This is a genomic window from Streptomyces sp. NBC_01689 (genome assembly GCF_036250675.1).
Taxonomy (GTDB): Bacteria; Actinomycetota; Actinomycetes; order Streptomycetales; family Streptomycetaceae; genus Streptomyces.
The window spans coordinates 5,579,939-5,605,489 of the sequence record NZ_CP109592.1 but is presented as its reverse complement, the minus strand read 5'-3'; the positions used below and the strand labels follow the sequence as shown (position 1 = coordinate 5,605,489).

26 protein-coding genes are annotated in these 25,551 nt (G+C 73.2%); 11 read left to right on the top strand and 15 right to left on the bottom strand.

Features of this window, described 5'->3' with window-relative positions:
* Nucleotides 1–55 precede the first annotated feature (55 nt).
* From OG776_RS23910 to OG776_RS23900, 3 genes are all read right to left on the bottom strand, one after another.
* Nucleotides 56–841, bottom strand: coding sequence for an SDR family NAD(P)-dependent oxidoreductase (locus tag OG776_RS23910; protein WP_148008921.1), 786 nt, complete (start codon nucleotides 839–841; stop codon nucleotides 56–58).
* Between the two features lie 100 nt (nucleotides 842–941).
* A complete protein-coding gene (locus tag OG776_RS23905) occupies nucleotides 942–1,904 on the bottom strand; it encodes an LLM class F420-dependent oxidoreductase (RefSeq protein ID WP_261994500.1) in 963 nt (320 codons plus the stop codon).
* Nucleotides 1,901–3,160, bottom strand: coding sequence for an amidohydrolase family protein (locus tag OG776_RS23900; protein ID WP_148008923.1), 1,260 nt, complete (start codon nucleotides 3,158–3,160; stop codon nucleotides 1,901–1,903). The genes OG776_RS23905 and OG776_RS23900 overlap by 4 nt, the downstream gene beginning before the upstream one ends.
* A 224-nt stretch (nucleotides 3,161–3,384) precedes the next feature.
* On the opposite strand from OG776_RS23900, the gene OG776_RS23895 reads away from it, so the two are divergent.
* The 3 genes from OG776_RS23895 to OG776_RS23885 all read left to right on the top strand — a co-directional run bounded on the left by OG776_RS23895 (nucleotide 3,385) and on the right by OG776_RS23885 (nucleotide 7,086).
* Nucleotides 3,385–6,339 carry an AfsR/SARP family transcriptional regulator gene (locus OG776_RS23895; protein ID WP_148008924.1) on the top strand — a complete coding sequence of 985 codons (2,955 nt, stop codon included), beginning with the start codon at nucleotides 3,385–3,387 and terminating at the stop codon, nucleotides 6,337–6,339.
* 213 nt (nucleotides 6,340–6,552) lie between these two features.
* Nucleotides 6,553–6,759, top strand: coding sequence for a hypothetical protein (locus OG776_RS23890; RefSeq protein WP_148008925.1), 207 nt, complete (start codon nucleotides 6,553–6,555; stop codon nucleotides 6,757–6,759).
* A 180-nt stretch (nucleotides 6,760–6,939) separates the two neighbouring features.
* Complete coding sequence (locus OG776_RS23885; protein WP_329326484.1) at nucleotides 6,940–7,086, top strand: hypothetical protein; 147 nt, start codon at nucleotides 6,940–6,942, stop codon at nucleotides 7,084–7,086.
* Nucleotides 7,087–7,194: 108 nt separating this feature from the next.
* Here the strand turns inward: OG776_RS23885 and OG776_RS23880 are convergent, their stop codons facing one another.
* A complete protein-coding gene (locus OG776_RS23880) occupies nucleotides 7,195–8,793 on the bottom strand; it encodes a FadD3 family acyl-CoA ligase (RefSeq protein WP_148008926.1) in 1,599 nt (532 codons plus the stop codon).
* Between the two features lie 102 nt (nucleotides 8,794–8,895).
* Between OG776_RS23880 and OG776_RS23875 the strand changes: the two genes are divergently transcribed.
* The 3 genes from OG776_RS23875 to OG776_RS23865 are packed head-to-tail and all read left to right on the top strand — an operon-like array spanning nucleotide 8,896 to nucleotide 11,294.
* Nucleotides 8,896–10,056, top strand: a complete 1,161-nt coding sequence (locus tag OG776_RS23875; protein WP_148008927.1) for a lipid-transfer protein — start codon at nucleotides 8,896–8,898, stop codon at nucleotides 10,054–10,056.
* Nucleotides 10,057–10,101: 45 nt separating this feature from the next.
* Nucleotides 10,102–10,518, top strand: a complete 417-nt coding sequence (locus tag OG776_RS23870; RefSeq protein ID WP_148009450.1) for a Zn-ribbon domain-containing OB-fold protein — start codon at nucleotides 10,102–10,104, stop codon at nucleotides 10,516–10,518.
* Entirely contained in the window at nucleotides 10,515–11,294 is a 780-nt protein-coding gene (locus tag OG776_RS23865) for an enoyl-CoA hydratase/isomerase family protein (RefSeq protein ID WP_261994501.1), read from the top strand. The genes OG776_RS23870 and OG776_RS23865 overlap by 4 nt, the downstream gene beginning before the upstream one ends.
* Nucleotides 11,295–11,307: 13 nt before the next feature.
* On the opposite strand, the gene OG776_RS23860 is transcribed toward OG776_RS23865, so the two are convergent.
* The 3 genes from OG776_RS23860 to OG776_RS23850 form a co-directional block, all read right to left on the bottom strand.
* Nucleotides 11,308–11,892: a hypothetical protein gene (locus OG776_RS23860; RefSeq protein WP_148008929.1), complete on the bottom strand. Its 585-nt coding sequence runs from the start codon at nucleotides 11,890–11,892 to the stop codon at nucleotides 11,308–11,310.
* A 48-nt stretch (nucleotides 11,893–11,940) separates the two neighbouring features.
* On the bottom strand, nucleotides 11,941–14,265 hold the full coding sequence (locus OG776_RS23855) for an outer membrane protein assembly factor BamB family protein (protein WP_148008930.1): 2,325 nt from the start codon (nucleotides 14,263–14,265) through the stop codon (nucleotides 11,941–11,943).
* A 211-nt stretch (nucleotides 14,266–14,476) separates the two neighbouring features.
* The gene (locus OG776_RS23850; protein ID WP_148008932.1) at nucleotides 14,477–15,229 is read right to left on the bottom strand and encodes a VOC family protein; all 753 of its coding nucleotides are present in this window, start codon (nucleotides 15,227–15,229) and stop codon (nucleotides 14,477–14,479) included.
* A 187-nt stretch (nucleotides 15,230–15,416) separates the two neighbouring features.
* Between OG776_RS23850 and OG776_RS23845 the strand changes: the two genes are divergently transcribed.
* Nucleotides 15,417–16,052: a TetR family transcriptional regulator gene (locus OG776_RS23845; RefSeq protein WP_148009451.1), complete on the top strand. Its 636-nt coding sequence runs from the start codon at nucleotides 15,417–15,419 to the stop codon at nucleotides 16,050–16,052.
* A 152-nt stretch (nucleotides 16,053–16,204) separates the two neighbouring features.
* On the opposite strand, the gene OG776_RS23840 is transcribed toward OG776_RS23845, so the two are convergent.
* The gene (locus OG776_RS23840) at nucleotides 16,205–16,693 is read right to left on the bottom strand and encodes a nitroreductase family deazaflavin-dependent oxidoreductase (RefSeq protein ID WP_148008933.1); all 489 of its coding nucleotides are present in this window, start codon (nucleotides 16,691–16,693) and stop codon (nucleotides 16,205–16,207) included.
* The gene (locus OG776_RS23835) at nucleotides 16,693–17,886 is read right to left on the bottom strand and encodes an acyl-CoA dehydrogenase family protein (RefSeq protein ID WP_148008934.1); all 1,194 of its coding nucleotides are present in this window, start codon (nucleotides 17,884–17,886) and stop codon (nucleotides 16,693–16,695) included. Before OG776_RS23835 ends, OG776_RS23840 begins: the two co-directional genes overlap by 1 nt.
* Before the next feature lie 121 nt (nucleotides 17,887–18,007).
* Between OG776_RS23835 and OG776_RS23830 the strand changes: the two genes are divergently transcribed.
* Nucleotides 18,008–19,180, top strand: coding sequence for a thiolase C-terminal domain-containing protein (locus OG776_RS23830; protein WP_148008935.1), 1,173 nt, complete (start codon nucleotides 18,008–18,010; stop codon nucleotides 19,178–19,180).
* A gap of 6 nt (nucleotides 19,181–19,186) precedes the next feature.
* Here OG776_RS23830 and OG776_RS23825 read toward each other — a convergent pair whose 3' ends face one another.
* Nucleotides 19,187–19,411 (bottom strand): DUF397 domain-containing protein, encoded by a 225-nt coding sequence (locus OG776_RS23825; protein WP_443077283.1) that lies wholly within the window; start codon nucleotides 19,409–19,411, stop codon nucleotides 19,187–19,189.
* On the bottom strand, nucleotides 19,366–20,142 hold the full coding sequence (locus OG776_RS23820; protein WP_329322511.1) for a helix-turn-helix domain-containing protein: 777 nt from the start codon (nucleotides 20,140–20,142) through the stop codon (nucleotides 19,366–19,368). The genes OG776_RS23825 and OG776_RS23820 overlap by 46 nt, the downstream gene beginning before the upstream one ends.
* A 122-nt stretch (nucleotides 20,143–20,264) precedes the next feature.
* Here OG776_RS23820 and OG776_RS23815 point away from each other — a divergent pair, with 122 nt between their 5' ends.
* Both OG776_RS23815 and OG776_RS23810 read left to right on the top strand, forming a co-directional pair.
* Nucleotides 20,265–20,672, top strand: coding sequence for a hypothetical protein (locus tag OG776_RS23815; RefSeq protein WP_148008937.1), 408 nt, complete (start codon nucleotides 20,265–20,267; stop codon nucleotides 20,670–20,672).
* 11 nt (nucleotides 20,673–20,683) lie between these two features.
* A complete protein-coding gene (locus OG776_RS23810) occupies nucleotides 20,684–21,346 on the top strand; it encodes a pyridoxine/pyridoxamine 5'-phosphate oxidase (RefSeq protein WP_148008938.1) in 663 nt (220 codons plus the stop codon).
* A 75-nt stretch (nucleotides 21,347–21,421) separates the two neighbouring features.
* Here OG776_RS23810 and OG776_RS23805 read toward each other — a convergent pair whose 3' ends face one another.
* The 4 genes from OG776_RS23805 to OG776_RS23790 form a co-directional block, all read right to left on the bottom strand.
* Nucleotides 21,422–22,318: a GNAT family N-acetyltransferase gene (locus OG776_RS23805; protein WP_148008939.1), complete on the bottom strand. Its 897-nt coding sequence runs from the start codon at nucleotides 22,316–22,318 to the stop codon at nucleotides 21,422–21,424.
* Nucleotides 22,319–22,423: 105 nt separating this feature from the next.
* Nucleotides 22,424–23,071, bottom strand: a complete 648-nt coding sequence (locus tag OG776_RS23800; protein ID WP_329322510.1) for a GNAT family N-acetyltransferase — start codon at nucleotides 23,069–23,071, stop codon at nucleotides 22,424–22,426.
* A gap of 31 nt (nucleotides 23,072–23,102) precedes the next feature.
* Nucleotides 23,103–23,543: a Zn-ribbon domain-containing OB-fold protein gene (locus OG776_RS23795; protein ID WP_187285591.1), complete on the bottom strand. Its 441-nt coding sequence runs from the start codon at nucleotides 23,541–23,543 to the stop codon at nucleotides 23,103–23,105.
* Complete coding sequence (locus OG776_RS23790) at nucleotides 23,540–23,992, bottom strand: DoxX family protein (protein WP_148008940.1); 453 nt, start codon at nucleotides 23,990–23,992, stop codon at nucleotides 23,540–23,542. Before OG776_RS23790 ends, OG776_RS23795 begins: the two co-directional genes overlap by 4 nt.
* 247 nt (nucleotides 23,993–24,239) lie before the next feature.
* On the opposite strand from OG776_RS23790, the gene OG776_RS23785 reads away from it, so the two are divergent.
* Nucleotides 24,240–25,433 carry a flavin-containing monooxygenase gene (locus tag OG776_RS23785; RefSeq protein ID WP_329322509.1) on the top strand — a complete coding sequence of 398 codons (1,194 nt, stop codon included), beginning with the start codon at nucleotides 24,240–24,242 and terminating at the stop codon, nucleotides 25,431–25,433.
* Nucleotides 25,434–25,551: the final 118 nt, after the last annotated feature.

The following is a 25,551-nucleotide window of genomic DNA, read 5'->3' as shown; positions in this document are numbered from 1 at the left end:
TGCTGTCCGCCGACTGTCGCACCGGGCCCCCGGGGCGTCAATAGCTGACGGCTCGTCAGATCACTGTGACCCCCGCCAGCCAGCCGCCGTCGATCACGAAGGGCTGGCCCGTGATGTACGAGGAGTCCTCGCCGGTGAGGAAGAGGACGAGGCGGGCCACCTCCTCCGGCCGCCCGATCCGGCCGAGCGGCACGAGCTTGCGGTACAGCTGGTCCAGGGCCCGGGAGGTCGCCGCGCTGTCGGCGGGGTCTGCGTCCGGGTCGAGCTGGGAGGGGTTGCTCATCGCCGTGTCGACGGCGCCCGGGCAGACCGCGTTGACCCGGATCCCCTGGGCGGCCAGTTCCAGGGCGGCCACCCGGGTCAGGCCCACGATGGCGTGCTTGGTCGCGGCGTAGGCGCCCACCCCGGCCATTCCGGTGAGCCCCGCGTACGAGGCCGTGTTGACGATCGTGCCGCCGCCCGCGCCCGCGATCTCCGGCGCGACGGTCCTGATCCCGAGGAACACCCCCACCTGGTTGACCTGCACGATCTGCTGGAACTCGTCCAACGGGGTGTCGACCAGCTCGTGGAAGCGCAGGATGCCGGCGTTGTTGACCAGCCCGTCGATCCGCCCGTACGCCTCCTTGGCGGCGGCGACCGCCGCGTGCCAGTCGGCCTCCTCGCGCACGTCGAGGTGGGCATAGCGCGCGCCGATCTCCTTGGCCAGCGCCTCCCCCTGGTCGTCGAGCACATCCGCGAGGACCACCCGGGCGCCCTCCCGAACGAAGAGCCGCGCCTCCTGCTCGCCCTGTCCGCGTGCCGCGCCGGTGATGAGGACGACGCGTCCGTCCAGCTTGCCCATGTCCGTCTCCCTGGTCGTGTCCGACAATCCACGCCGCCCCTCCCCACCGCCCGTCCACCCGGCGGCCGGTGCGGCTGCCCCGGCGGGGCGGCCCCGCGGTTCAGCCGAGCAGCGGTGCCACCTCCGCGCCGAACGCGTCCATCTGGTCGACAAGTTCACCGCTCCCGCGCGACCGGAACCGCACCTGGATCTGGTCCACCCCCATCGCGCGGTACTCCCGCAGCGACGCGGCGAGGACCTCGGGCGGCCCGCTGAGCGTGCGCCGCCCGGTCGCCCAGCCCGGCTCGCCCACGTACAGGGGCTCGGTGATGGCCCCCACCGTGAGCGGGGCGCGGACCCCCGCTTCCTCGCGCAGCCGCCGCAGCGTGGCGATCTGCTCCGGCAGCCGCTCGCGCGGGTCGCCCTGCGGCAGCCAGCCGTCCGCCTTCAGCGCGGCCCTGCGCACGGCGGCGGGCGAGGAGCCGCCGACCCACAGGGGCACGTGCGGCTGGGCCGGCCGGGGGCGCTGGCCGAGCCCGGCGAAGTCGTAGAGCTTCCCGTGGTGCTCGGGGAACTCGTCCGGCCCCAGCGCCGCCCGCAGCGCGTCGATGGACTCGTCGAGCACCGCGCCCCGGTGCCGGAAGTCCGCCCCCACCGCGTCGAACTCCTCGCGGACGTGCCCGGCGCCGACCCCGAGGATCAGCCGGCCGCCGCTGAGGTGGTCGAGGGTGGCGTACTGCTTGGCCGTGACGAGCGGGTGCCGCAGACCGACGACCGCGACATGGCTGAGCAGCCGAACCCGTCCGGTCACGCCCGCCAGGAAGCCGAGGGTGGCCACCGGGTCGTACCAGACCGTGCTCATGGCCTCCGCGAGCCGCCGAGGGACGGCTACGTGGTCGCAGACCGCCACGTACGCGAAGCCGCCGCGGTCCGCGGCACGGGCGACCGCGACCAGCTCGGCCGGACCCGCGCCCGCCTCCCACCGCTCGGCGTACAGGGTGCTCTGCGACTGGACGGGGAGCTGGATGCCGTAGCTCAGCGGCCCGTCCGCGGCCGCGGGCGTCCGGAGCCCGTCCCCGGTCACCGGGCACCGCCCGGACCCGGCCACAGGCCGTCCTCCGTCAGGCCCAGCAGCTCGATCGCGTTGCCCCGTACGATCCGCTCGACCACGTCCGGGGCGAGATGGCCCATCTGGGCCTCGCCGACCTCGCGGGACTTCGGCCAGGTCGAGTCGGAGTGCGGGTAGTCGGTCTCGTACAGGACGTTCGCGACCCCGATGGAGTCGAGGTTCCTCAGCCCGAAGGCGTCGTCGAAGAAGCAGCCGTAGACATGCCCGGCGAAGAGCTCGGACGGCGGACGGTGGACCTTGTCGGCGACACCGCCCCAGCCGCGGTTCTCCTCCCACACCACGTCGGCGCGTTCCAGGATGTACGGGATCCAGCCGATCTGGCCCTCGGCGTACATCACCCGCAGGTTCGGGAAGCGCTCGAACTTGCCGCTCATCAGCCAGTCCACCATCGAGAAGCAGCAGTTGGCGAAGGTGATGGTCGACCCGACGGCGGGCGGGGCGTCGGCCGAGGTCGACGGCATCCTGCTGCTGGAGCCGATGTGCATGGCGACGACCGTGCCGGTCTCGTCGCAGGCCGCGAGGAAGGGATCCCAGTCGTCGGTGTGCACGGAGGGCAGTCCGAGGTGCGGCGGGATCTCCGAGAAGGCGACCGCGCGCACACCACGGGCCGCGTTGCGGCGCACCTCGTCGGCCGCGAGCACGGGGTCCCACAGCGGGACGAGGGTGAGCGGGACGAGACGCCCGGCGGCCTGCGGGCCGCACCACTCCTCCACCATCCAGTCGTTGTAGGCCCGCACCGAGAGCAGTCCGAGCTCACGGTCCTTGGCCTCGGTGAACGTCTGTCCGCAGAAGCGCGGGAAGGTCGGGAAGCACAGCGCGGACTGGACGTGGTTGACGTCCATGTCGGCCAGCCGCTGGGGGACGTCGTACGAGCCGGGGCGCATCTGCTCGTACGTGATGACCTCCAGGCGTATCTCGTCCCTGTCGTACCCGACGGCGGTGTCGAGGCGGGTCAGCGGCCGGTGCAGGTCCTCGTACACCCACCAGTCCCCGACCGGCCCGTCGTCGCCCGGCCGTCCCATCACCGGGGCGAACCTGCCGCCGAGGAAGGTCATCTCCTTCAGCGGCGCGCGGACGATGCGGGGGCCGGTGTCCCGGTACCTCGACGGGAGGCGGTCCCGCCAGACGCCCGGGGGCTCCACGGTGTGGTCGTCCACCGAGATGATCCTGGGGAAGTCGGAGGCGGTCGAAGGGGTCTGGGTGGTCTCCATACGGCCCACGGTAGCGCCGATCTGACGACCCGTCAGCTGTCTGGAAGCGCTCCCGGGAACCCATGACTCTGTGCGAACGTGTGCGGAGAGCGTGTGAGGGATGTGTGATCTTCCGCGACCGCCTCGGGCGCGCGGCTGTGATCGCCGTCTCGCACGGCTGACGCATCCGCCATGAACAAGGCAAACTGGCCTCGTTGTACTGACGGTTCGGCAGGGGGACAGCGATGGACGGTGTACCGCGAGTGCCGGAGCAGCGGCGTCCCGAGGAATCGGCGGCGTTGCGCTTCAGCGTGCTCGGACCGGTGCGCGCCTGGCGCGGCGGGGAGACGCTTCCCACCGGTTCCCCCCAGCAACGCGCGCTGCTGGCGGCGTTGTTGCTGCGGGAGGGCCGGACCGCCACGTCCGGCGAGCTGATCGACGCCCTGTGGGGCGACGAACCCCCCTCGCAGGCACTCGCCGCCGTCCGCACCTACGCCTCCCGGCTCCGCAAGGCGCTCGACCCGGGCGTGCTGATCAGCGAGTCGGGCGGCTACGCGATCCGACTGTCCGAGGGCGCGGGCACGCTGGACCTCGCCGAGGCCCAGGAGATATCCGCCGACGCGGAGAAGGCCAAGCACTCGGGCGACCTCGGCCTCGCCCGCGAGCTGCTGAACCGGGCGCTCGTCCTGTGGGACGGCGAACCCCTGGCGAGCGTGCCGGGCCCGTACGCGGACACCCAGCGGGCCCGCCTGGAGGAATGGCGCCTCCAACTCCTGGAGTCCAGGCTCGACATGGACCTGGAGCAGGGCTGCCACGCCGAGGCGGTGTCCGAGCTCACCGCGCTGACCGCCGCGCACCCCCTCCGGGAGCGGCTGCGCGAACTGCTCATGCTGGCGCTGTACCGGAGCGGACGCCAGGCCGAGGCCCTCGCCGTCTACGCCGACACCCGCCGGCTGCTCGCCGACGAACTGGGCGTCGACCCGCGCGCGGGCCTGAAGGAACTCCAGCAGCGCATCCTCCAGGCGGACCCGGGACTCGCCGAGCCGTCCGCCCCGGCCGCGGAGCCCGTGGCGGCGCCCATCCGCCCGGCCCAGCTCCCGGCCACGGTCACCGACTTCACCGGCCGCGCCGCCTTCGTCCAGGAACTCAGTGACGTCCTCGCCGCCGCCTCCACCGAGGAGGGCCGGGTGATGGCGGTCTCGGCGCTCGCGGGCATCGGCGGCGTGGGCAAGACGACCCTCGCCGTGCACGTCGCCCACCGGGCACGGGCCGCCTTCCCCGACGGACAGCTCTACGTCGACCTCCAGGGCGCCGGGCAGCGGGCGGCGGAGCCGGAGACGGTGCTCGGCTCCTTCCTGCGAGCCCTGGGCACTCCGGCCTCCTCCATCCCCGACTCCCTGGAGGAACGCGCGGCGCTCTACCGCTCGGTCCTCGACGGCCGCCGGGTCCTGGTGCTGCTGGACAACGCCCGGGACGCCGCCCAGGTGCGCCCGCTGCTCCCCGGCATGGAGGGCTGCGCGGCCCTGGTGACGTCCCGGGTGCGGATGGTGGACCTGGCCGGTGCCCATCTGGTGGACCTCGACGTGATGTCGCCCGAGGAGGCCCTCCAGCTCTTCACCAGGATCGTCGGACAGGAGCGGGTGGCGTCGGAGCGCGAGGCGGCCCTCGACGTCGTCGCCGCCTGCGGTTTCCTCCCGCTCGCGATCCGCATCGCCGCGTCCCGGCTGGCCGCCCGCCGCACCTGGACGGTCTCGGTGCTGGCCGCGAAGCTCGGCGACGAGCGCCGCCGCCTCGACGAGCTCCAGGCCGGCGACCTCGCCGTCAAGGCCACCTTCGAGCTCGGCTACGGCCAGCTGGAGCCGGCCCAGGCCCGCGCCTTCCGGCTGCTGGGCCTCGCGGACGGCCCGGACATCTCGCTGGCCGCCGCGGCCGCCGTCCTCGCCCTGCCCGCCGAGGACACCGAGGACCTCCTTGAGTCCCTCGTCGACACCTCCCTCCTGGAGTCCGCCGCCCCCGGCCGCTACCGCTACCACGACCTGGTCCGCCTCTACGCCCGCGCCTGCGCCGAACGCGACGAACAGCCACCGAGCGAGCGCGACGCGGCGCTGTCGCGGCTGCTGGATTTCTATCTGGCGACGACGGCGGGGGTGTACGCGATCGAGCGGCCCGGCGACCGGCTGACGGAGCATCTGCAGCCCACCAGCACTCCGGGCTTGGTCTTCCCGCACCGCAAGGGAGCCTGGGACTGGCTCTACTCCGAAGCCGTGCCCCTTCTCGCCTGTGTGCGGCAGTCCGCCGGCGCGGCAACCCTGCGGCGTGCTGTCGACCTCCTGTGGGCCGCGGTCGACCTGGCCGAGTCGGGAGCCAACGCGAAGGAGTACGAGGAGGTCGCCACCACCCTGCGCGACGCCGCCCGCGCCGCGTCGGACGTCCGTGCGGAGGGCCGGGCCTGCGTGGTCCTGAGTAACGCGCGTCTCTTCTCCGGCCTCTTCGACCAGGCCGACCAGGAGGCGCAGCAGGCGCTCCGGCTCGCCGAGTCCGCCGAGGACCCGCTGCCGTTGTGCTGGGCGGCGAACATCCTCGGGAGCATCGCCTTCTACCAGAGCCGCCACGAGGACGCCGAGAGGAACTTCAACCGAGCCATCGAGGAGTTCCGCGACTGTGGCGACCTGCCGGGCTCGGCCAGCTCGCTGTGCAACCTTTCGCGTCTTCACCTGGTCACGGAGCGCGCGGAGTCGGCCGTCATCCTCGCCCGCCAGGGGACGGAGATCTACGAGACGCTGGGCCACTCCCTCCGCGTGGCGAACGGCCGTTACGCGCTCGGGATGGCGCTCGGCAGGAGCGGACAGCACTCCACCGCCGTGGAGCAACTGGAGGAGGCGCTGCGGATCTTCCGTGACAGCCGCCAGCGTCTGTGGGAGGGGATGGCCCTGTGCCGCCTCGCGGAGGTCGACCTGGAGGCGCACCAGCCCACGCGGGCGGCGGGCAACGCCGAGATGGCGCTCACGGTCCTGCGGGGCATCGGTGGCGAATGGCGGCGTGGCAACGTCCTCACGGTGCTGGGCAAGGCGCTCGACGGGATCGGCCACTCCGGCCGGGCTCAGGTCTGCTGGCGCGAGGCCCTCGACATCTACGAGAAGCTGGACTCCCCGGAGGCCACGGAGGTGCGTTCCCTCCTCACCCCGATCGCGGCTGTCTAGAAGCCCGCCAGGGCGTTCATCGTTCGTTTATCGCGACCCGGCAGTCTCTTGCTTGTCGATCCGTCGCGTCGGGGGGCAGACGGACCGCCGGTGAGGTCGCCGCGCTCGAAGTCTAGGCTGGGCGACCCGAGTGGCCCGCCCGGTCACCCACGGGGGAGTGTCCGGGCGGGCCACCTGCAGTCCAGTTGGTCCCGCCAAAGGGGAGGAAGCACCATGAGCACGACCGAGAACGAGCCGGTTGTCGAGCCGGACAACACCCACGTCACCGACGCGGAGGCCGGCGAGGACATCACGCCGCTGAACACGCATGTGACGAGCAGCCCGATCAAGCCGCTCAACACCCACGTCACCGAGGTCGGCGACGACGGCGAGGGCGAGGCCACCCCGGACAACACGCATGTGACGTCCGAGCCCAGCTAGACCTTCATTTCACACGGGGATCAGCCGCGGCGGCGCGGAGGGGGAGCCGTCGCGGCTGACGTGTGCCGGGAGGACGGTTCCGGTCAACCTTCGACTCAAACTGTTCGAACCACTCGAACAGTTGCCCCTCGTGACGCTCGCGTCACGGGGAGTTCGAGAGTCCCCTCAACAGGAGTCGGAATGACCCGCACCAAGAAGGCCCTGATCACGGTCGCGTTCGCGGCTCCGGCTGCGGCTGCGGCTGCGATCGGCACGTCGGTCCCTGCATTCGCCAACGTCCACGCCACGGACGTCCCCGTCACCACGGACAACGTCCACGCGACCTGATCCGGCGGTCGTATCCCGGCGAGGGGGCCGGGCCGAGCTCGGCCCCCTCGCCGTGTCCATCCAGGAGCGGCCGCGTCGGCTCCACCCCTGGAGCCGGAACCGAACTCCTCACCGCCCCCGCAGCTCCCCCTTCACCACCTTCCCGCTCGCGTTCCGCGGGAGTTCGGTCACGAACTCGACCGTCCTGGGGACCTTGAAGTTGGCCATCTCGCGGCGGGACCAGGCGATCAGGTCACCGCCGGTCAGTTCGGCGCCCGGGCGCCGTACGACGTAGGCCCTGCCGACCTCGCCCAGCCGCCCGTCCGGCACCCCGACCACCGCCACGTCCGACACGTCCGGGTGCAGGCCCAGGAGTTGTTCTATCTCCGCGGGGTAGGCGTTGAACCCGCCGACGATGAACATGTCCTTGATCCGGTCGGTGATGCGCAGGTTCCCGGCCGCGTCGAGGACACCCACGTCGCCGGTGCGCAGCCAGCCGTCCGGCGCCAGGACCGCCGCCGTGGCCGCCGGGTCCTCGAAGTAGCCCCCCATCACGTTGAAGCCGCGGACCAGTACCTCGCCCGGGGTGCCGGGGGCCACCGGCACCCCGGCCGCGTCCACCACCCGGACCTGGGTGTCCGGGATCGCCCGCCCCGAGGTGGAGGCGATCACGGCGGGCTCGTCGCCCCGGCGGCACATGGTGACGATCCCGCTCGCCTCGGAGAGCCCGTACGCGGTGAGCACGGCGGCGATCCTCAGCTCCGACCTCAGCCGCTCCACCAGCCGCAGGGGCACCACCGCGGCACCCGTCACCACCAGCCTCAGCGCCGACAGGTCGTAGGCGTCCCGGGACGGATGGTCCAGGAGGGACTGGTGGAGCGTGGGCGGTCCGGGGAGGACCGAGATGCGCTCGGCCGCCACGTTCGCCAGCACCGTGTCCACGTCGAACACGGACTGCGGGACCATGGTCGCGCCGCGCATCAGGCAGGCCAGCACCCCCGCCTTGTAGCCGAAGGTGTGGAAGAAGGGGTTCACGATCAGATAGCGGTCGCCCGCGCGCAGGCCCGCCAGTTCGCTCCAGATCGCGTAGCCCCGCAGACTCTGCGCGTGCGTGATCACCGCGCCCTTGGGCCGTCCCGTCGTCCCCGAGGTGAAGACGATGTCGGACGCAGCGGTGCCCGCCACGGACTCCGCGCGCTCCCGGGTCCGCTCCGGCCCGACCGCGTCCCCGGCGGCCAGGAAATCCTTCCAGGTGAGGAAGTCGGCGGGGGCGTCGTCCGACAGCACCACCACCTGCTCCAGGTGCGGGAGGCCGGGCAGCGGGCCGGGGCCGTCCCCCTCGCCCGCCGCGCGGCGCAGTGCGGCCACGTACGAGGTCCCGAGGAACGTCCCCGTCACGAAGAGCAGTCGCGCCCGGCTCCGGGACAGCACGTACACCGCCTCGGCGCCCTTGAAGCGGGTGTTGAGGGGGACCAGGACGGCGCCCGCCGAGACCGCGCCGAGCGCGCTGACGATCCAGTCGAGGGTGTTCGGTGCCCAGACGGCGACCCGGTCGCCCGTGCGCACCCCCTCGGCGAGACAGGCCGCCGCGGCGCGTTCCACGCGGGCGCCCAGCTCCGCGTACGTGACGCGGGTCCGGCCCTCGACGACGGCCTCGTGGTCCGCGAACCGCCGTGCCGCCGACCGGATCAGCCCCGGGACGCTGCCCCACTCCAAGTCACCGCGCACAGCAGGCCTCCCCGGACCGACGACAGCTAGCTGACTACCCGTCAGATTAGCGGTAGCCTGACGCACTGTCAGCAGCCCCGGTACGCAGGGAGGCGCGCGCCCATGGCACGGAGCACGGCGGGGATCAAGGACGCCACGGCCGTCGTCGGTATCGGCCAGACCCCCTTCGCCCGGCAACTCCCCGAGCCCGAGAAGACCTTGGCCTGCCGCGCGATCCTGGCCGCTCTCGACGACGCGGGGATCGCGCCCTCCGAGGTCGACGGGCTGGCCTCGTACACCATGGAGGAGACCGACGAGGTCGAGGTCGCCAAGGCGCTCGGCTTCGGGGACCTCACCTTCTTCAGCAAGGTCGGGTACGGGGGCGGCGGTTCGTGCGCGACGGTCGCTCATCTCGCCGCCGCCGTGGCCACCGGGCAGGCGAGCGTCGGGGTCGCCTGGCGGTCGCGCAAGCGCGGCAGCGGCCCCCGGCCGTGGCGGAACACGGTCGCCCAGCTCCCGACCCCGGCGCAGTGGACGCGGCCCTTCGGGCTGCTCAGGCCCGCCGACGAGATCGGCATGCTGGCGCGCCGCTACATGCACGAGTACGGCGCCACCCGCGACCATCTCTTCAACGTGGCGCTCGCCTGCCGCAACCGGGCCAACCAGAACCCCGCCGCGATGATGTACGACCGCCCGCTCACCCGCGAGATGTACATGACCTCCCGCTGGATCAGCGAACCCCTCTGTCTCTTTGACAACTGCCTGGAGACGGACGGGGCGCTGGCCTGCGTGATCGTGTCGGCCGAACGCGCCCGGGACTGCCGGCGGCGGCCCGTGTACGTCCATTCCGTCGCCCAGGGCCTGCCAGCCCAGCACCACGGCATGGTCAACTACTGGAACGACGACCCGCTCACCGGCCCGGCCTGGACCGCCGCCCGGCACCTGTGGAAGAACGCCGACTTCACCCCGGACGACGTCGACGTGGCCCAGATCTACGACGCCTTCACGCCCCTCATACCGCTCTCCCTGGAGGGCTACGGCTTCTGCGGCCGCGGCGAGGGCGCCGCCTTCACCGAGGGCGGCGCCCTGGAGATCGGCGGACGGCTGCCGCTCAACACCGGCGGGGGCGGGCTCAGCGAGGCGTACGTGCACGGCTTCAACCTCATCACCGAGGGCGTGAAGCAGCTGCGGGGGACCAGTACCGCACAGGTGCCCGGCGCCGCCACCTGTCTGGTCACGGCCGGGGAAGGGGTCCCCACCTCCGCCGTCCTGCTGCGAACCTGAGGAGCCGAGATGACCCGAGCCCCCACCCCGGACCCCGCGGAAGGTCTGCTCCCGCCGGTCGTGGACGCCGACGGCGCGCCCTTCTGGGAGTACGCCGCCCGGGGAGAGCTGCGGATCCAGGCGTGTGCCGACTGCGGCGAGCCGCGCTTCCCGCCCCGGCCCTGCTGTCCGCACTGCCGTTCCTTCGGGAGCCGGTGGCGCCTGACGAGCGGGCTCGGCCGGGTCTGGTCGTACGTCGTCCCCCACCCGCCCCTGCTTCCGGCGTACGCGGCCCTGGTGCCGTACAACGCGGCCGTCGTCGAACTCGCCGACGCCCCGCGCATCCGCCTGGTCGGCAACCTGGTCGCCGGGCCCGGCGACCCGCTGGGCTCCCTCGCGCCCGACCGCATCCGGATCGGGGCGCGGGTGCGGGTCGTGTTCGGTGCCGGGGGGCTGCCGCAGTGGGTTCTGGAGCGGTCGTGAGCGGCGGGCTGCGGATCTCCCGCGACGAGGAGACCGGTGTCGCCGTCCTCACCCTGGACCGGCCCGCCCGGCTGAACGCGATCGATGTCGAGACCGCCGCCGAACTCGCCTCGGCCTGGAGGGCGTTCCGGTTCGACGACTCCGTGCGGGCCGTCGTCCTGACCGGGGCGGGCGAGCGGGCCTTCTGCACCGGGCTCGACCGTGCGTCCGAGGTGCCGCAGCCGGACTCGCCCTTCATGGTGGACGATCCGCTCCTGCGCATCGGCCCCAAGGCCAACGACCTGTGGAAGCCGGTCGTGGCCGCCGTGCGCGGCATGGCCTGCGGGGGCGCCTTCTATCTGCTCGGGGAGGCGGAGTTCGTCGTCGCCGACGAGACCGCGACCTTCTTCGATCCGCACACGACGTACGGCATGGTCAGCGCGTACGAGTCGGTGTACATGGCGCACCGGATGCCGTACGGGGAGGCCGCGCGGATGGCGCTGATGGGGACCGCCGAGCGGATGTCCGCCCGGCGTGCCCACGACATCGGGCTGGTCTCCGAACTCACCGCTCCCGGAGCGGCGTTGGCGGCGGCCGTCCGGTGCGCAGAGGCCGTCGCGGCCTGCCCGCCGGAGGGGGTGCAGGGCACCGTGCGCGCCCTGTGGACGGCCCACGAGGCGGCCCGCGCCCACGCGTTCGCCCAGTCCCCGCACCTCATCTCCCTGGGCAACCTGCCCCCGGACCGGCAGGCGGACCTGTTCTCCGCCCGGCGTCCGGACGGGTTCAGGACACGCTGAGCCCGGCGGGACGTCAGCTCTCGGGCGTGGCCCGCGGCTCGACCCGGCAGTGGTCCACGGAACCGGCGAGACCCGCGCTGCCGACGGGCACCCGGACGGTCGCCCTGCCGTTCGCGGAGACCCGCACCCGCCCGGAGCCGCCGACGACGGTGACGTCCGAGCGGTCCTTGAAGGCGACGGACACCACGAAGCCGCCCGCTCGCCCGTTCGGGTTCCGGACCTCGACCGTCGCGTAGGGCGCCTTCTCGGACGCGCAGCTCACGAGGGTCGCGGTCCCGCTCTGCAGGGCCCGGCCGCCACCGGCGGACGAGGTCGGCGTGGAACGGCGGGTGGGCCGCGACCGGTAGGTGCCGCCGGTGCCGTCGTCGGTCGAACCGGAGCCGTACGAGGAACCGCCGGACGAACCGCCGCCGTACGAGCCGCCGCCCGAGGTCGACGACGAACTGTCGTGGTCCTGGCGGGAGCTGCTGCAGCCTCCCCCGCTCCCGCCCCCGCTGTGGCGGCTGTGGCCGTGCCGGCCGGTGGAGAACCCGGTCAGGGCCAGCACCACCATCGCCGACACCGCTGTGAACTTGAGTCTGCGCCCCCGCGTCTGCATGCCGTCACCCTACCCACGGCCCCGGCAGCCACTCGGGGGGTCCCGCGCTCACGTCGTGCGAGCCGTCCCGGTGCCCTTCTCCGCGTCCAGGGCGTACACACAGCGGTCCTTGCTGCAGGCGTACACGACACCGTCCTTGACGACGGGGGCGCCGGTGATCTCGCCCCCGGTCGCCAGCTTCCAGCGCAGGCGCCCGTCGTCGGCCTTCAGCGTGTACAGCAGATGGTCCGTGGAGCCGAAGTGGATGCGGCCCTCGGCGACGGCGGGCGCGCCCACGATGTCGCCGCCCGCCTGGAAACGCCACTTCGGCGTGCCCGTGACCGCGTCCAGGGTGTACAGGCCCTTTCCGCTGCCGACGTGGACGTGCCCCGCGGCGACGAGCACCGGGTCGATGGAGGCACGGGCCTCCGTCGCGATGCGCCAGCGGTCGCGTCCGTCGGTGGCGTCGAGCGCGTACACCGTGCCGAGGTAGTCCGCGAGGTACACCCCGCCGCCGGCGACCGCGGGCCCCGGTACGAAGGTCGGCGGGCACAGGAAGACCGCCGGCGCCTCGAAGTGCCAGCGCACATGTCCGCTCGCCACGTCGACGGCGAGCGCCCGGGTGCCGGCGGAGATGTAGACGTAGCCGTCGTCGGCCCGGGTCAGCCGGACCGGCACGCCGCCGCAGGACGCGGCGTCGCCGATCGGGTACGACCAGCGTTCCTCGCCCGTACGGGCCTCCAGCGCGCGCAGCCGCGCGTCCTTCCAGACGAAGACCGTACCGTCGTGCACGGCGGGCCCCGCCTCCGGGGACTCGAAGTCGGTCTGGGCGCCGGTGAGCTCCCAGAGTTTCTGGCCGTTGGAGGCCTCCCAGGCCTGCACACCGCCCCCGCGCGTCCCGGTGACGACGGTCCCCCGGTCGGCCTTGAGGGAGTAGACCCAGGCGTCCGTCGCCAGCCGCCACAGATCGGCGCCCTCCCGGGCCTCCAGGGCGAACAGCGTCGGTCCGTCGGAGGCGTGGATACGGCCGTCCGCGACCGCCATCGACCAGGCCACGTCCCGTGTCTTGAAGCTGCGGCGGCCGGTCGCCACGTCCAGCGCGTGGACCTCGAAGGACGTGACGTAGACGAGGTCGCCCGCGACCGTGGGCGTGCCCCAGACGTCGTTCGACATACGGAAGCGCCAGGGACGCCAGCCGGACGGGGAGTCCGGCGGGGGCGGCGGCGCGAGCACCGGTGCCGGGTCGGCGCCGTTGACGCCGACGCGCGGCCGGGACCAGGACGCGGCGAGGCCGGCCTCCGGAGGAGGGGCCTTCACCGCGGCGGCACGGGCGTCGGCGACCCGCGGCCCGGGGCCGATGGGCACCTTGCCGCCGGCCAGTCGCACCGGACCGGTGTCGGGCGCGCCGACGACCGCGGGAGCGTGCGCCGGAGGCGGGGGCACGACCGGGCGGCCGCCGCCGCTGCGGCCGCCGGACGGCTGGGTCTTCACCGGCGGACGGCCCCCGCGGCGCGACTCGATCAGGCCCACCGCCCGCTCGGGCAGCCAGGCCGACGCGGTACCGCTGTCGTCCGAACCTGAGCCGAACAGATGGGGAGCCAGTTGTGCCTGGAGGTCGGCGGGATTGGGCCGGCCGGCCGCCTCCATCTGCATACAGGACTCGATCAGCGGCCTCAGCTCGTCCGGGAGGCCTTCGAGGTCGGGTCCCTCGCGGAGGAGCATGAAGACCGTCTCGACCGGGTTCGCGCCGTGGAAGGGCGCGTGTCCGGTGGCGGCGAAGACGAGCATCGAGCCGAGCGAGAAGACGTCGCTCGCGCCGGTCACGCTGCGCGAGTCCTTCGCCTGTTCGGGTGACATGTACGCGGGCGTTCCGACCGCCACATTCGTCATCGTCAGACGGGTGTTCGAGACGCCGGACGCGATGCCGAAGTCGATGACCCGCGGCCCGTCCTCGACCACCAGGACGTTCGAGGGTTTCAGGTCACGGTGGACGAGCCCCGCGCCGTGGATGGACTGCAGCGCCTCCGCGACGCCCGCGGCCAGCCAGCGCACCGCCTGGGCCGGCATCGGCCCGCACTCGTTCACTATCTCCTCGAGGGAGGGCGCCGGGACGTACGCGGTGGCGAGCCACGGCACGGCGGCACGCGGGTCGGCGTCGACCACGGCCGCCGTGTAGAAGCCGGAGACCGCGCGCGCGGCCTCGACCTCACGGGTGAAGCGCACCCGGAACAGCTGGTCCTCGGCGAGCTCCGTCCTGACCGTCTTGATCGCCACCCGACGGCCGGAGGCCGAACGCGCGAGATAGACCAGCCCCATGCCGCCGGCACCCAGCCGCCCCAGCACCTCGAACGGCCCGATCCGACGCGGATCGTGCTGCGTCAGCTGATCCACCACTTGCCTGCCACCTCCCCGTACGAGCCACGTCATCCACGTGTGAACGCGGCCCCGTGCAGCGTCTCACCACCGCACCGCCTTGGCGGCACGCACCCCGATTCTTCCTGTCCGCGGCACCGGTTGCGAACCCGGGTGCGGATCGGGGTGTCTCGGGATATAACGGCTTCTTCCCACCGGTGGACGGAGCTTCACCGCCACCGGGCGGGGCCGTTCACCGCTGGATGACGGCGAACGACGCCCCTTGATTGTCGGTGACGACGGCCACTTTTCCGTACGAGGTGTCGAAGGCGGGCACCTGGACCCGGCCGCCGAGCCGGTTCACCGTTCCGAGTACCGCCTCGACGTCCTCGACCCCGAAATGGACCAGGAAGTGCGGTGGCATCTCCGCCGGGAAGACGTCGAGGACGGGGGCCCGGCCGACGTCGGGCGAGGCGTCGGCCCCGAAGAGGGCGTCGTGGAAGAGGGCACCGTAGAACGCGTCGACGACCCAGGTGTCCCGCGCGTACAGCTCGGCCCAGCAGAACGAGCCCGGCACGTGCCGCTTGCCGAAGCCGGGATGGTCACCCGCCTGCCACAGGCCGAACACGGCGCCCTCGGGGTCGGTGGCGAGGGCCGTCGTGCCGAAGGAGCCGACCGGCGTGGGCGCGGTGATCAGGCCGCCGCCCGCCGTGGTGATCCGGGCGGCCAGCGCGGCGGCGTCCGGGGTGGCGAAGTACACCGTCCAGACGGTGGGCATCCGGCCGTCCCCCTTGGGCGCCAGGGCGGCGACGGGCTCTCCGTGGTGGCGCGCCCACACACCGGTCCCGGCCGGCCCGAACCCCTCCCCGAAGGTCCAGCCGAACAGCTCGCCGTAGAAGCGCCGGCCCGCCTCCACGTCGGGGAGCTGCGCTTCCACCCAGCAGGGGACGCCTTCGGGGAAGGCACCGGACGCGTCGGAGGCGCCGGATGCCGGGGATACGGCCATGCGGCCAAGTTAACGGCGTTCCGGGCACCCCGCGCGGTGGCGGGCGCCGGCCGAAGGGGCCCCACGGGCCGTGCGGCGTCCATCTCACACCTCACCCACGCCCCACAACACCCCACCGCACCCCATTTGCAGTCGGCCGAATCGCGCTCCGATCACCCCTCGGTAAGCTGACGGCATGACAGGACAAGTGCGTACCGTCGACGGCCGCGTGGCCGGTCGGCGTGGGCAGGCGACCAGGCAGAAACTGCTCGACTGCCTCAGCGAAATGCTCAGCTCCTCGCCCTACCGGGACGTCAAAGTCATTGATGTCGCGCGTAAGGCGGGCACTTCACCGGCGACTTTCTACCAGTACTTTCCGGACGTCGAAGGCGCCGTCCTGGAGATCGCGGAGCAAATGGCCGCGGAGGGCGCCGGGTTGACCGAACTGCTCGACGGGCGCTCCTGGGCGGGCAAGGCCGGCTGGCAGACCGCGCAGGAACTCGTGGACGGGTTCCTGGAGTTCTGGCGGAAGAACGACGCCATCCTCCGCGTGGTCGACCTGGGCGCCGCCGAGGGCGACAAGCGGTTCTACAAGATCCGCATGAAGATCCTGAACTCGGTGAACAACTCCCTTACGGACACGGTCGCCGAGCTGCAGGCCAAGGGCAGGGTCGACAAGGACGTCAACCCCGCCGCGATGGCCGGCTCGCTCGTCGCGATGCTCGCGGCGGTGGCCTCGCACCAGAAGGGCTTCCAGACCTGGGGTGTGAAGCAGGCTGAACTCAAGCCGAATCTCGCGCTGTTGGTGCACCTCGGCGTGACCGGGAAGAAGCCCGCCAAGTAGGAGACCCTTCCCTCTTTTCCCTGCCCCCACCTCCTGTCATGCAGGCGGCGGCCCCGCACCGGACGGACCACTCCGGCGGGCTGCCGCCTGCTGCGCTGTACGGGCCCCACCGCAGCTCCGCCCCGTGCCTCCGGGCCCGGCGGCTCGGGCCCTCAGCGCCGCGTGACGCGGAACAGCCGGATCTCGCGGCCGATCCGCGCCTGGTACGTGGCGTACGGCGGCCAGAACGCCACCACCGCCCGCCAGGCCGCGTCCCGCTCCTCCCCCGCCAGCAGCCGGGCCGTCACCGGGACGTCCGCGCCCTTCCAGCTCACCTCGGCGTCCGGGTGGGCCAGCAGATTGGCGGTCCACGCCGGATGGTCCGCGCGGCCGAAGTTGGAGCCGACGAGCAGCCAGCTCGACGCGTCGGTCCCCTCGGGCAGGCAGGCCAGCGGTGTCCGCCGCGTCAGCCCGCTGCGCGCACCGCGCGCCGTGAGGACGAGGCCGGGCAGCATCCGTGAGCTGAGCAGCACCCTGCCGCGGGTCAGGCGGTGCACCGCGCGGTCCACCGCGGGCACCAGACGGGGTGCGAGGCGGGCGAAGGCACGGGTGGAGGAGACCTTCCGCACGAGCCGGACCCCGGGGGACGCTCCGCGGGCCATCAGACCACCAGCTCCCCGCCCTCGAAGAGGCGCGCGTCGTCGGCCGCGTGCGCCCGCAGCCGGTGCACCGGCCCGAAGAGCAGCTCGTCGCCGGACGCCCGCTTGAAGTACAGGTGTGCCTCGTGCTCCCAGGTGAAGCCGATGCCCCCGTGCAGCTGGATGCCCTCGGCCGCGGCGGTCCGCAGCGCCTCCAGGGCCTGGGCGAGCGCGAGACCCCCGACCCGTTCACCGCCGCCGTCCTCACCGGCGTTCCAGGCGGCGTAGTAGGCCGCCGAGCGCGCCGCCTGCACCCGCACGTACACGTCCGCCAGGCGGTGCTTGACCGCCTGGAAGGTCCCGATGGCCCGCCCGAACTGTTCCCGCTGCCGGACGTACTCGACGGTCCGTTCCAGGGCCCGGTCGGCCGCGCCCACGGCCTCCGCGGCCAGTACGGCGGCCGCGCTCCGGCCGAGGCCGGCCAGCGCGCCGAGCGTGTCGGCCCCGTCTTCTCCCAGCGGCTCGGCCACCACGTCCCGCAGCTCGACGCGGGCCTGCGCCCTCGTCTCGTCCAGCGAGGTCTGCCGCACCCGCACGAGCCCCTCGGCCCCCGCCCGTACGAGGAACAGCGACGTCCGTGATCCGGTGAACCCTCCGGTGTGCGCGGCCACCACCAGGAGCCGTGCGCTGTGTCCGTCGAGCACATGGGCCGCCTGCCCGTAGAGGCGCCAGCCACCGTCGGCCCGGCGGGCCTGCACCCCGCCGGCGCGGCCTCCGCCCGCCCAGTCCCCGTACTGGTCGCCGACGAGTCCCAGGGCGGTGGGCAGCCCGGTGCCCGGCACCACGAGGGCCGCGGTCAGTCCGCCGTCCGCGATCCGGGGCAGCAGCGCGGCACGCTGGGCCTCGGTGCCGAGGGCCAGGATCAGCGGGGCGGCCAGGACGGCCGTGGCGATCAGCGGCGAGGGGGCCAGAGCCCGCCCCGACTCCTCGCAGGCGAGGGCGAGTTCGGTCACCGAACAGCCGACTCCGCCGTACCGCTCGGGGAGGGCGAGCCCCGGCAGACCGAGCTGCCGGGCGAACGTGTCCCACAGGCCCGGGTCGTGTCCGGCGGCGGTCCGCACGGCCGCCCGCACCTCGTCGGGACCGCACCGCTTGAGCAGGAGGTCCCGGAGGGTACGGCGGATCTCGTCCTGTTCGGGGGTGAAACGGGCGTCCATGGGCAGGCCCCTCCTGATCTGACGGGCCGTCATATTAGGCCGCCGGACAGGAGATGCCCAGAGCGGGGACGGAGGCGGCACGCCCTCCCCCGTACCCGTCATCTGATGTACCGTCAGATTCATGACTCCGGGGAACCGCAAGGTCGCCGTGGTGGGTGTCGCCCTCTCCGACTGCGGCCGGCTGGACGACGCCACCCCCTACGCCCTGCACGCGCAGGCCGCCCGCCGGGCGCTCGCGGACGCGGGCCTGGACCGGGCGCGGGTCGACGGCTTCGCCTCGGCCGGTCTCGGCACGCTCCCCCCGGCCGAGGTCGCGGAGTACCTCGGGCTGCGGCCCTCCTGGGTCGACTCGACCGCCGTCGGCGGCTCCACCTGGGAGGTCATGGCGGCCCACGCCGCCGACGCGATCGCGGCCGGTCACGCCCGCGCCGTCCTCCTCGTGTACGGGTCGACGGCCCGCGCGGACATCAGGGCGGGCCGCCGCACGGGCGACCTCTCCTTCGGGGCCCGCGGCCCGCTCCAGTTCGAGGTCCCCTACGGGCACACGCTCATCGCCAAGTACGCGATGGCGGCCCGCCGCCACATGCACGAGTACGGCACGACGCTCGAACAGCTCGCCTCGGTCGCCGTACAGGCCCGCGCGAACGCGGCCGTCAACCCCGAGGCGATGTTCCGCGACCCGATCACGGTCGACGACGTCCTGTCCGGCCCGGTGATCGCCGACCCCTTCACCCGGCTGCACTGCTGCCTGCGGTCCGACGGGGGCGCGGCGGTGCTGCTGGTGGGCGAGGAGTACGTACGGGACTGCCGTACGGCCCCCGTGTGGGTCCTCGGCACCGGCGAGCACGTCTCCCACACGACGATGTCGGAGTGGGACGACTTCACGGTGTCCCCGGCGGCGGTCAGCGGACGTCTCGCCTTCGGGCGGGCGGGGATACGGCCGGACGAGATCGACGTGGCCGAGATCTACGACGCCTTCACGTACATGACGCTCGTGACGCTGGAGGACCTGGGCTTCTGCGCGAAGGGCGAGGGAGGGGCGTTCGTGGACGCGGCGAAGGGGCGGCTGCTGGTCGGCGGGGAACTGCCGGTGAACACCGACGGGGGCGGGCTGTCGGCCCAACACCCCGGTATGCGAGGGCTGTTCCTGCTGGTCGAGGCCGTGCGGCAGCTGCGGGGCGAGGCGGACGGACGCCAGGTGCGGCGCCCGGACGGCGAACCGCCCCGGCTGGCCGTGGCCTCCGGCACCGGGGGCTGGTTCTGCTCGTCCGCGACGGTGGTGCTGGGCCGGTAGCCCCTCTCAGCGGACGGTACGCAGGAAGGCGGTCCAGGCGGCGGGGGCGACGGCGAGGACGGGGGCGCCCTCCGGGTTCTTGGAGTCACGGATGTGGACGGTGGCGGGGGTGGGGGCCACTTCTAGGCAGGCGCCGCCCTCGTTGGTGCTGTAGCTCGACTTCGTCCAGGCAAGCCCGGTCGGGTTCAAAGTTGCTCCGCCTTCCCTTCGATGAGGGCCGCGGACTCCCACGGCGTAAGCGCCTGAGCCCGTAGCATGCCGAACACGTCGAACAAACCGTTGACTTGGTCCGGCTTGGTGATCAACGTACTGCCTGCCTGGGATTCGGCGAACACCAGATTGCGGCCTTCCTCCGTGCTCATCAACTGCATTGGCCCTTGCAGCCCGGCATGCGTATGCCGTTCGGTCGGCATGACCTGCACCGTCAGATGGTTCAGCGCTCTCATGCACCCAAGGAGATGCAGCAACTGTTCCCTCAGCACCTTCGGATTGCCGAAAGGCCGCTCAAGGGCCGACTCCTCGACCAGAAAGCTCAGACGGGGCGGTGGGTTTCGAGTCAACACCGTCTGCCGCTCCAGCCGGGCCTCGACGTGCTTCTCGATCTCCTCCTCCGTATAGGCGGGAACGCGAGACTCGTACAGGGCTCGCGTGTACGCCTCCGTCTGGAAGAGGCCGGGAATCACCATGACCTCGTACCCGCTGATGATCTGCGCCAGCCGCTCCAGCCGCACCCAGTCCACGAACTTCGGCGGATACTTCTCCTCCTCCATCATCTCCACGCACGCTGCGAGCGCACCCCGCGCGTCCAGCCCGCGGTCGGCGTCCTTGAGGAACTGGATCGGCGGAATGCGTTCCGCCCTCTCGTACGCCCCGTAGGAGGACTCGGAGACCAGCAGCAGTTCCCCGGCTTCCTTCTGGGTCAGCCCCAGCCGCCCGCGCTGGATGCGCAGCAGTTCCCCCACCAGCCTCCGCCCCATGTCTCCCCCACCACTCGCCCCCACAACAACCACCGCTCTCCCCACAACCGGCAATGTGGACCTTGCCCACCTGGTCACGCTACGCAACCACCGTCACGCTCATAGTCATGACGAACGAACTCACCCCGAATTGGGTCCCCAAGTCAGGCCTTCAACTACGACTCGCCGGGGTCCACTTCGACGCCGTCCGGGTCTGCGGCATCCGCGGGGAAGCCGTGCTGCACCACCTCGGCGCACTGACCGACGGACGCCCCGGACCTGTCGTACGGGAGAGGAGCGGCTGCCGGTGGACGTACTTCCTGCTGGCTCCCGGGGAGAGCGCGGAGCACGACTGGCCGCCGGGGGCCCGGCGGTTCGCCCGGTGCGGACCGGACGAGTACATCGGGGTCCCCGCGCCGGAGGGCAACACCTATCCGCTCGGCTGGGCCGCCGGCCCGCCCGAGGACGGAGAGTTCGTGGACGCCGAACTGCTGCACGGAGTGCTGAGGGCGCAGCTCTGCCCGGCCCCCGAGTGATACTCGGAGGCATGGGAACGGATCTTCACGAACTGCTGAGGTCACTGCGGGTGTGGGACGTCGAGCTGCCGGACTTCGATCCGGCCGCCGCGCCCGCCGCGCCCCTGGCCCTGTTCACGGAGTGGCTCGCGCGGGCGGTGGCGGCGGGGCAGACCGAGCCGCACACGATGTCGCTGGCGACGGTGGACGAGGACGGTCTGCCGGACGTACGGATCGTGATGCTGCACGGCGCGGACGCGGACGGATGGGCCTTCGCGAGCCACACCACCAGCCGGAAGGGGCGGCAGCTCGGGGCCCGCCCCTACGCGGCGCTCGACTTCTACTGGCCCGCCCAGGGCCGTCAGATCCGGCTGCGCGGCCCGGTCACGGCCGCTCCTCCGGAGGAGGGGCAGGCGGACCTGCACGCCCGCTCGACGGGCGCGCTGGCCGCCGCCCTGGTCGGCAGGCAGAGCGAAGTGCTCGGCTCGGTGGAGGAGTTGGCGCGTGCCTCGGACGCAGCCTGGGAGCGCGCGGGGCGCGAGCCGGACGCCGTGGCGCCGACCTGGACCCTCTACCGCCTCCAGCCGGAGGAGGTGGAGTTCTTCCAGGGCGACGCGCGGCGCCGGCACGTGCGGCTCGTCTACCGCCGTACGGGCGCGGGGACGGACTGGCGCAGGGAACTGCTGTGGCCCTGAAGGACTGAGGGGCCGGGCGGGGACACCGGACGCGGACGCGCGTCGTCTTCGCGCGGAGGAGGCCGCCCGCCCCCGTCAGGCGGGCGTCCTCGCGGGGCGCGGCGCGTCCTCGAAGTCGTACACGTCGAAGTCGGCCACGGGCCGGTAGCCGATCCGCCGGTAGAGGCCGTTGCTGGTGGGGTTGGAGAGGTCGGTGAAGAGGAGGACCTCGTCCGCGCCGGAGGCCAGCGCGGCCCGGCCCACCTCGACGGTGGCGGCCCCCGCGTAGCCGCGGCCGCGGAGCGGGGCCGGGGTGTAGACGGGGCCCACGCGCACCTGCCCGGCGATCCGGGGTGTCCGGCCGGCCATCGCGACCGGCGTGCCGTCCGGCGTCTCCCAGAGCGTGACGCCGTCGTCGGCGATCCGGGCGGCGGCCCAGTCGTCGGCGGCCCGCGCGGTCCGCTCGCCGACCGCCTCGGCGAACTCGCCGTACCACCGGGCGAGCAGCTCCCGGTCACCGTCCGCGGCACGTCGCGGGCGACCGGGCGGGACGGGACCGGGCACGGCCGGTGTGTCCAGCCGGTACAGCCGGTCGCGGCGGGACAGCGGGGCGCTCACCCCCGGGCGGTGCCGCTGCCAGGCCCCGGCGAAGGCCGCCGCGGTGGCCCGGTCGGCGGTGACGCCCGGCAGGTCGTGTCCGAGCTCCGCCAGCCGCGCGGCCAGTGCGTCGGCGTCCCCATCGGACAGGGAGGTGACGTTCAGGCGGCGCGGTGGCGTGTGGAAGAAGGCCGCGCGGACGTCCCCGCCCCGCTCCAGCAGGCCGAGCACGGGGGCCCGCTCCCCGGACGTCCCCGGCCCCCGGGTGCGCAGGGCGTGGGTCACCGTCAGGGGCACGGTGTGCAGAACGGGCCGCGAGCGGAGGAAGTCCCCCGCACGCGCGAGGAAGGCGTCCACGTCGTGGGTGACGGCCCAGGCGTGCGGCTCACGAGGCATGCCGCCATGATTCCGTCCGCCGCCCGTCCGCCGCCTCCGGTTTTCCGCCGCGCCGGCCCGGACGCGGGACGGGGCCGGGCACGGGACCCGCCGGGGCGACAGGGTTCAGGGCCGCCCCGCCTCCGGGTCCTGTTCCGGGCGGGCGCTCGTGTCCGTCAGATCCGGCGCCCGGTCGGTCGCGACCCGGGCGTGCAGATGGACGTCCCGGAACGCGTCGTGCCGCCCGGCCTCGAACATCGCGCCCCTGAGCGTCCCCTCGTAGCGGAACCCGCACCGCTCGGCGACCCGGCAGGAGACCTCGTGGCCGAGGGCGTGGCCGAGTTCGAGCCGGTGCAGTCGGATCGCGCCGAAGGCGAAGCGGGAGGTCAGGGCGAGGGCGCGGAGGGCGACCCGGCGGCCGCGGGCCTCCGGCAGGACCCAGTAACCGACGCGGGCGACGCGCATGACGGAGTCGATCTCGTTGATGCCGATGTGCCCCAGCGTCGTACCGTCCGACTCGTCCAGGACGCAGAAGGAGACGCCCGTGCCGTCGGTGGCGCTCTCCGTGCGCGAGCGCAGCGACTCGCGGGCGCCGTCGATGTCCCGGACGGGCCGCAGCGGAGTGTTCCAGCGCTGGAACTCCGGGTCGGACACGCCGCGCAGCCAGGCCGCGACGTCGACATCGGACTCCGGGTCCCAGGGCCGCAGCAGCAGACCGTGGCCGTGCAGCTCGGGAAAGGGCTCGGCGGGTGACGTCATACGGAAACCGGACATCCAGCCATTGAAACGCGTCGGGCGCCCGAGTTCACCCCCGGGGCGGCCGTGGCGCCCGTGGTCCGTGGGGGTGCGCGGGCGCGGCGGCGGGGCGGAAGACGGGTGTCGCGCCGCGGAAGGCCACCCGCAACTCCATGCCGATCCGCAGTGCGCCGTGCGCGCACTCCACGATCTCGGTCATCATCCGCGGCCCCTCCGCGAGGTCGACGACGGCGGCGACGTACGGCACCCGCTCACCGAACGGCGGGAGGTCGTTGCGGTGCACGACGGACCAGGTGTAGAGCGTGGCGTGGCCGCTCGCGGCCCGCCAGCGCACGTCCTCGCTCCAGCAGTGCGGACAGAACTCCCGGGGGTAGTGATGCGCCCGGCCGCAGGCCTCGCAGTGGCGCAGCAGCAGCCGGCCCGCGGCGGCCGCGTCCCAGTACGGCCGGGTGAAGGCGTCGGCCTCGGGCGGGCCGGACCGGGCGCTCACCGGAAGAGCCCGATCGCGTCGTCCAGCGACCACGTCTGCCAGGCCATCCCGAACAGGGCGACGGCCGAGATCAGCGCCATCATCGCGTTCTGCCCCTGCTCGGCCCAGTCGTGGATCATGAGGGTGAAGTACATGAGGTTGAGCAGGAGTCCGCCGACCAGCGCGACCGGGGTCAGCAGTCCGGCCACCAGCCCCAGACCGAGGGCCAGTTCGGCGTGGACGACGACGTACGCCATCATCCGGGGGCGTGGTGCCACGACCGCCTCGAAGCCGGAACGCACCGCGCTCCACCGGTGCTTGGCCGCCACGTCCGCGGCCCACGCGATCCCGGTCCCCCGTTCGAACCAGGCCGCCCGGTCCTTGTGCCGCCAGCTCTCCAGCCACCACAGCCCGAGCCCGATCCGCAGCACGGCCAGCCACTGCGCCCCGTCGAGCCAGATCGTGTCCATGGCCGTACCCCCTGCCGACGCGGTTTTCTGACGGTACGTCAGTTCAGCGGACGAGGGCACCCTCACGCAAGACGTGCGCGCACACCCGCTCCCGGCCCGGCCCGATCGCGCGTTCCACCGACTCCGCGCGTTCCGAGTGACCTACGCCACCGACCGCACCCGCCCCTCCTGCAGTCGTGATCAGTTCGCAACCGATTCCGGGCTTGACCGAGACCTATCAATTGACGACGTGATTACGCTCGCGCTCATGGCCGACTCGACTGCTTCCTCCACACTCCGCCCGGTACCGTCCCACGAGGACCGCCCCGTGTACGTGATCGGTGGCGGCCCCGGCGGCCTCGCGGTGGCGTACGCGCTGCGCGCCCAGGGCGTACGGGCCGTCGTGCTGGAGAAGTCCGACCGCGTCGGGGCCTCCTGGCGCCGCCACTACGACCGGCTGCACCTGCACACGACACGGCGGCTGTCCGCCCTCCCGGGGCTGGCCATGCCCCGCGCGTTCGGCCGCTGGGTCTCGCGCGACAACGTGGTGCGCTACCTGGAGAAGTACGCCGAGCACCACCAGTTGGAGATCGTCACGGGCGTCGAGGTCTCGCGCGTCGAGCGCGCCGGCGACTCCTGGCTGCTGCACGCCACCGGCGGCCGCGAACTGACCGGCAGCGCCGTCGTCGTGGCCACCGGCACCAACCACACCCCCCGCCTGCCGGACTGGCCCGGCCGCGACGCCTACAGCGGCGAACTCCTGCACGCCGGCGCATACCGCGAGCCCGCGCCCTACGCGGGACGGGACGTCCTGGTCGTCGGCATCGGCAACACGGGCGCCGAGATCGCCGTGGACCTGGTGGAGGGCGGCGCCGGCCGGGTGCGGCTCGCGGTGCGCACCGCCCCGCACATCGTGCGGCGCTCCACGGCGGGCTGGGCCGCCCAGTTCACCGGCATCCTCGTCCGGCGGCTGCCGGTGCGCGTGGTCGACGCGCTCGCCGGGCCGATGGCCAAGGCGAGTGTCCCGGACCTGTCGGCGCAGGGGCTGCCGCGCCCCGCCACCGGCCTCTACTCGCGGGTCAAGGAGGGCTCGATCCCCGTCCAGGACGTCGGCCTGATCGACGCCGTGCGCAAGGGGCGGGTCGAGATCGTGGCCGCGGTGGAGGGGTTCGAGGAGGGCAAGGTCGTCCTCGCCGACGGCACCCGGATCGGCCCCGACGCGGTGATCGCGGCCACCGGGTACGAACGCGCGCTGGAGGGCGTGGTCGGACACCTCGGCGTGCTGGACGAACGGGGCCGTCCGGTCGTGCACGGCGGACGCACCCCGAAGAACGCACCCGGTCTGTACTTCACCGGGTTCACCAACCCCATCAGCGGCATGTTCCGCGAACTCGCCCTGGACGCGCAGAAGATAGCGAAGGCCGTGGCGCGCACCACGCGACGGAGCCGCACCGCGGGCTGAACCGGAGCCCCGGGCCGGGCGGGACGGACCGCGGCGGCACGGGGCCGGGCGCGGCCGACCTGAGGGACGGCACACGGCGGACGCGAAGGACGGCACGGCGCGGTGATGCCGGACCCCC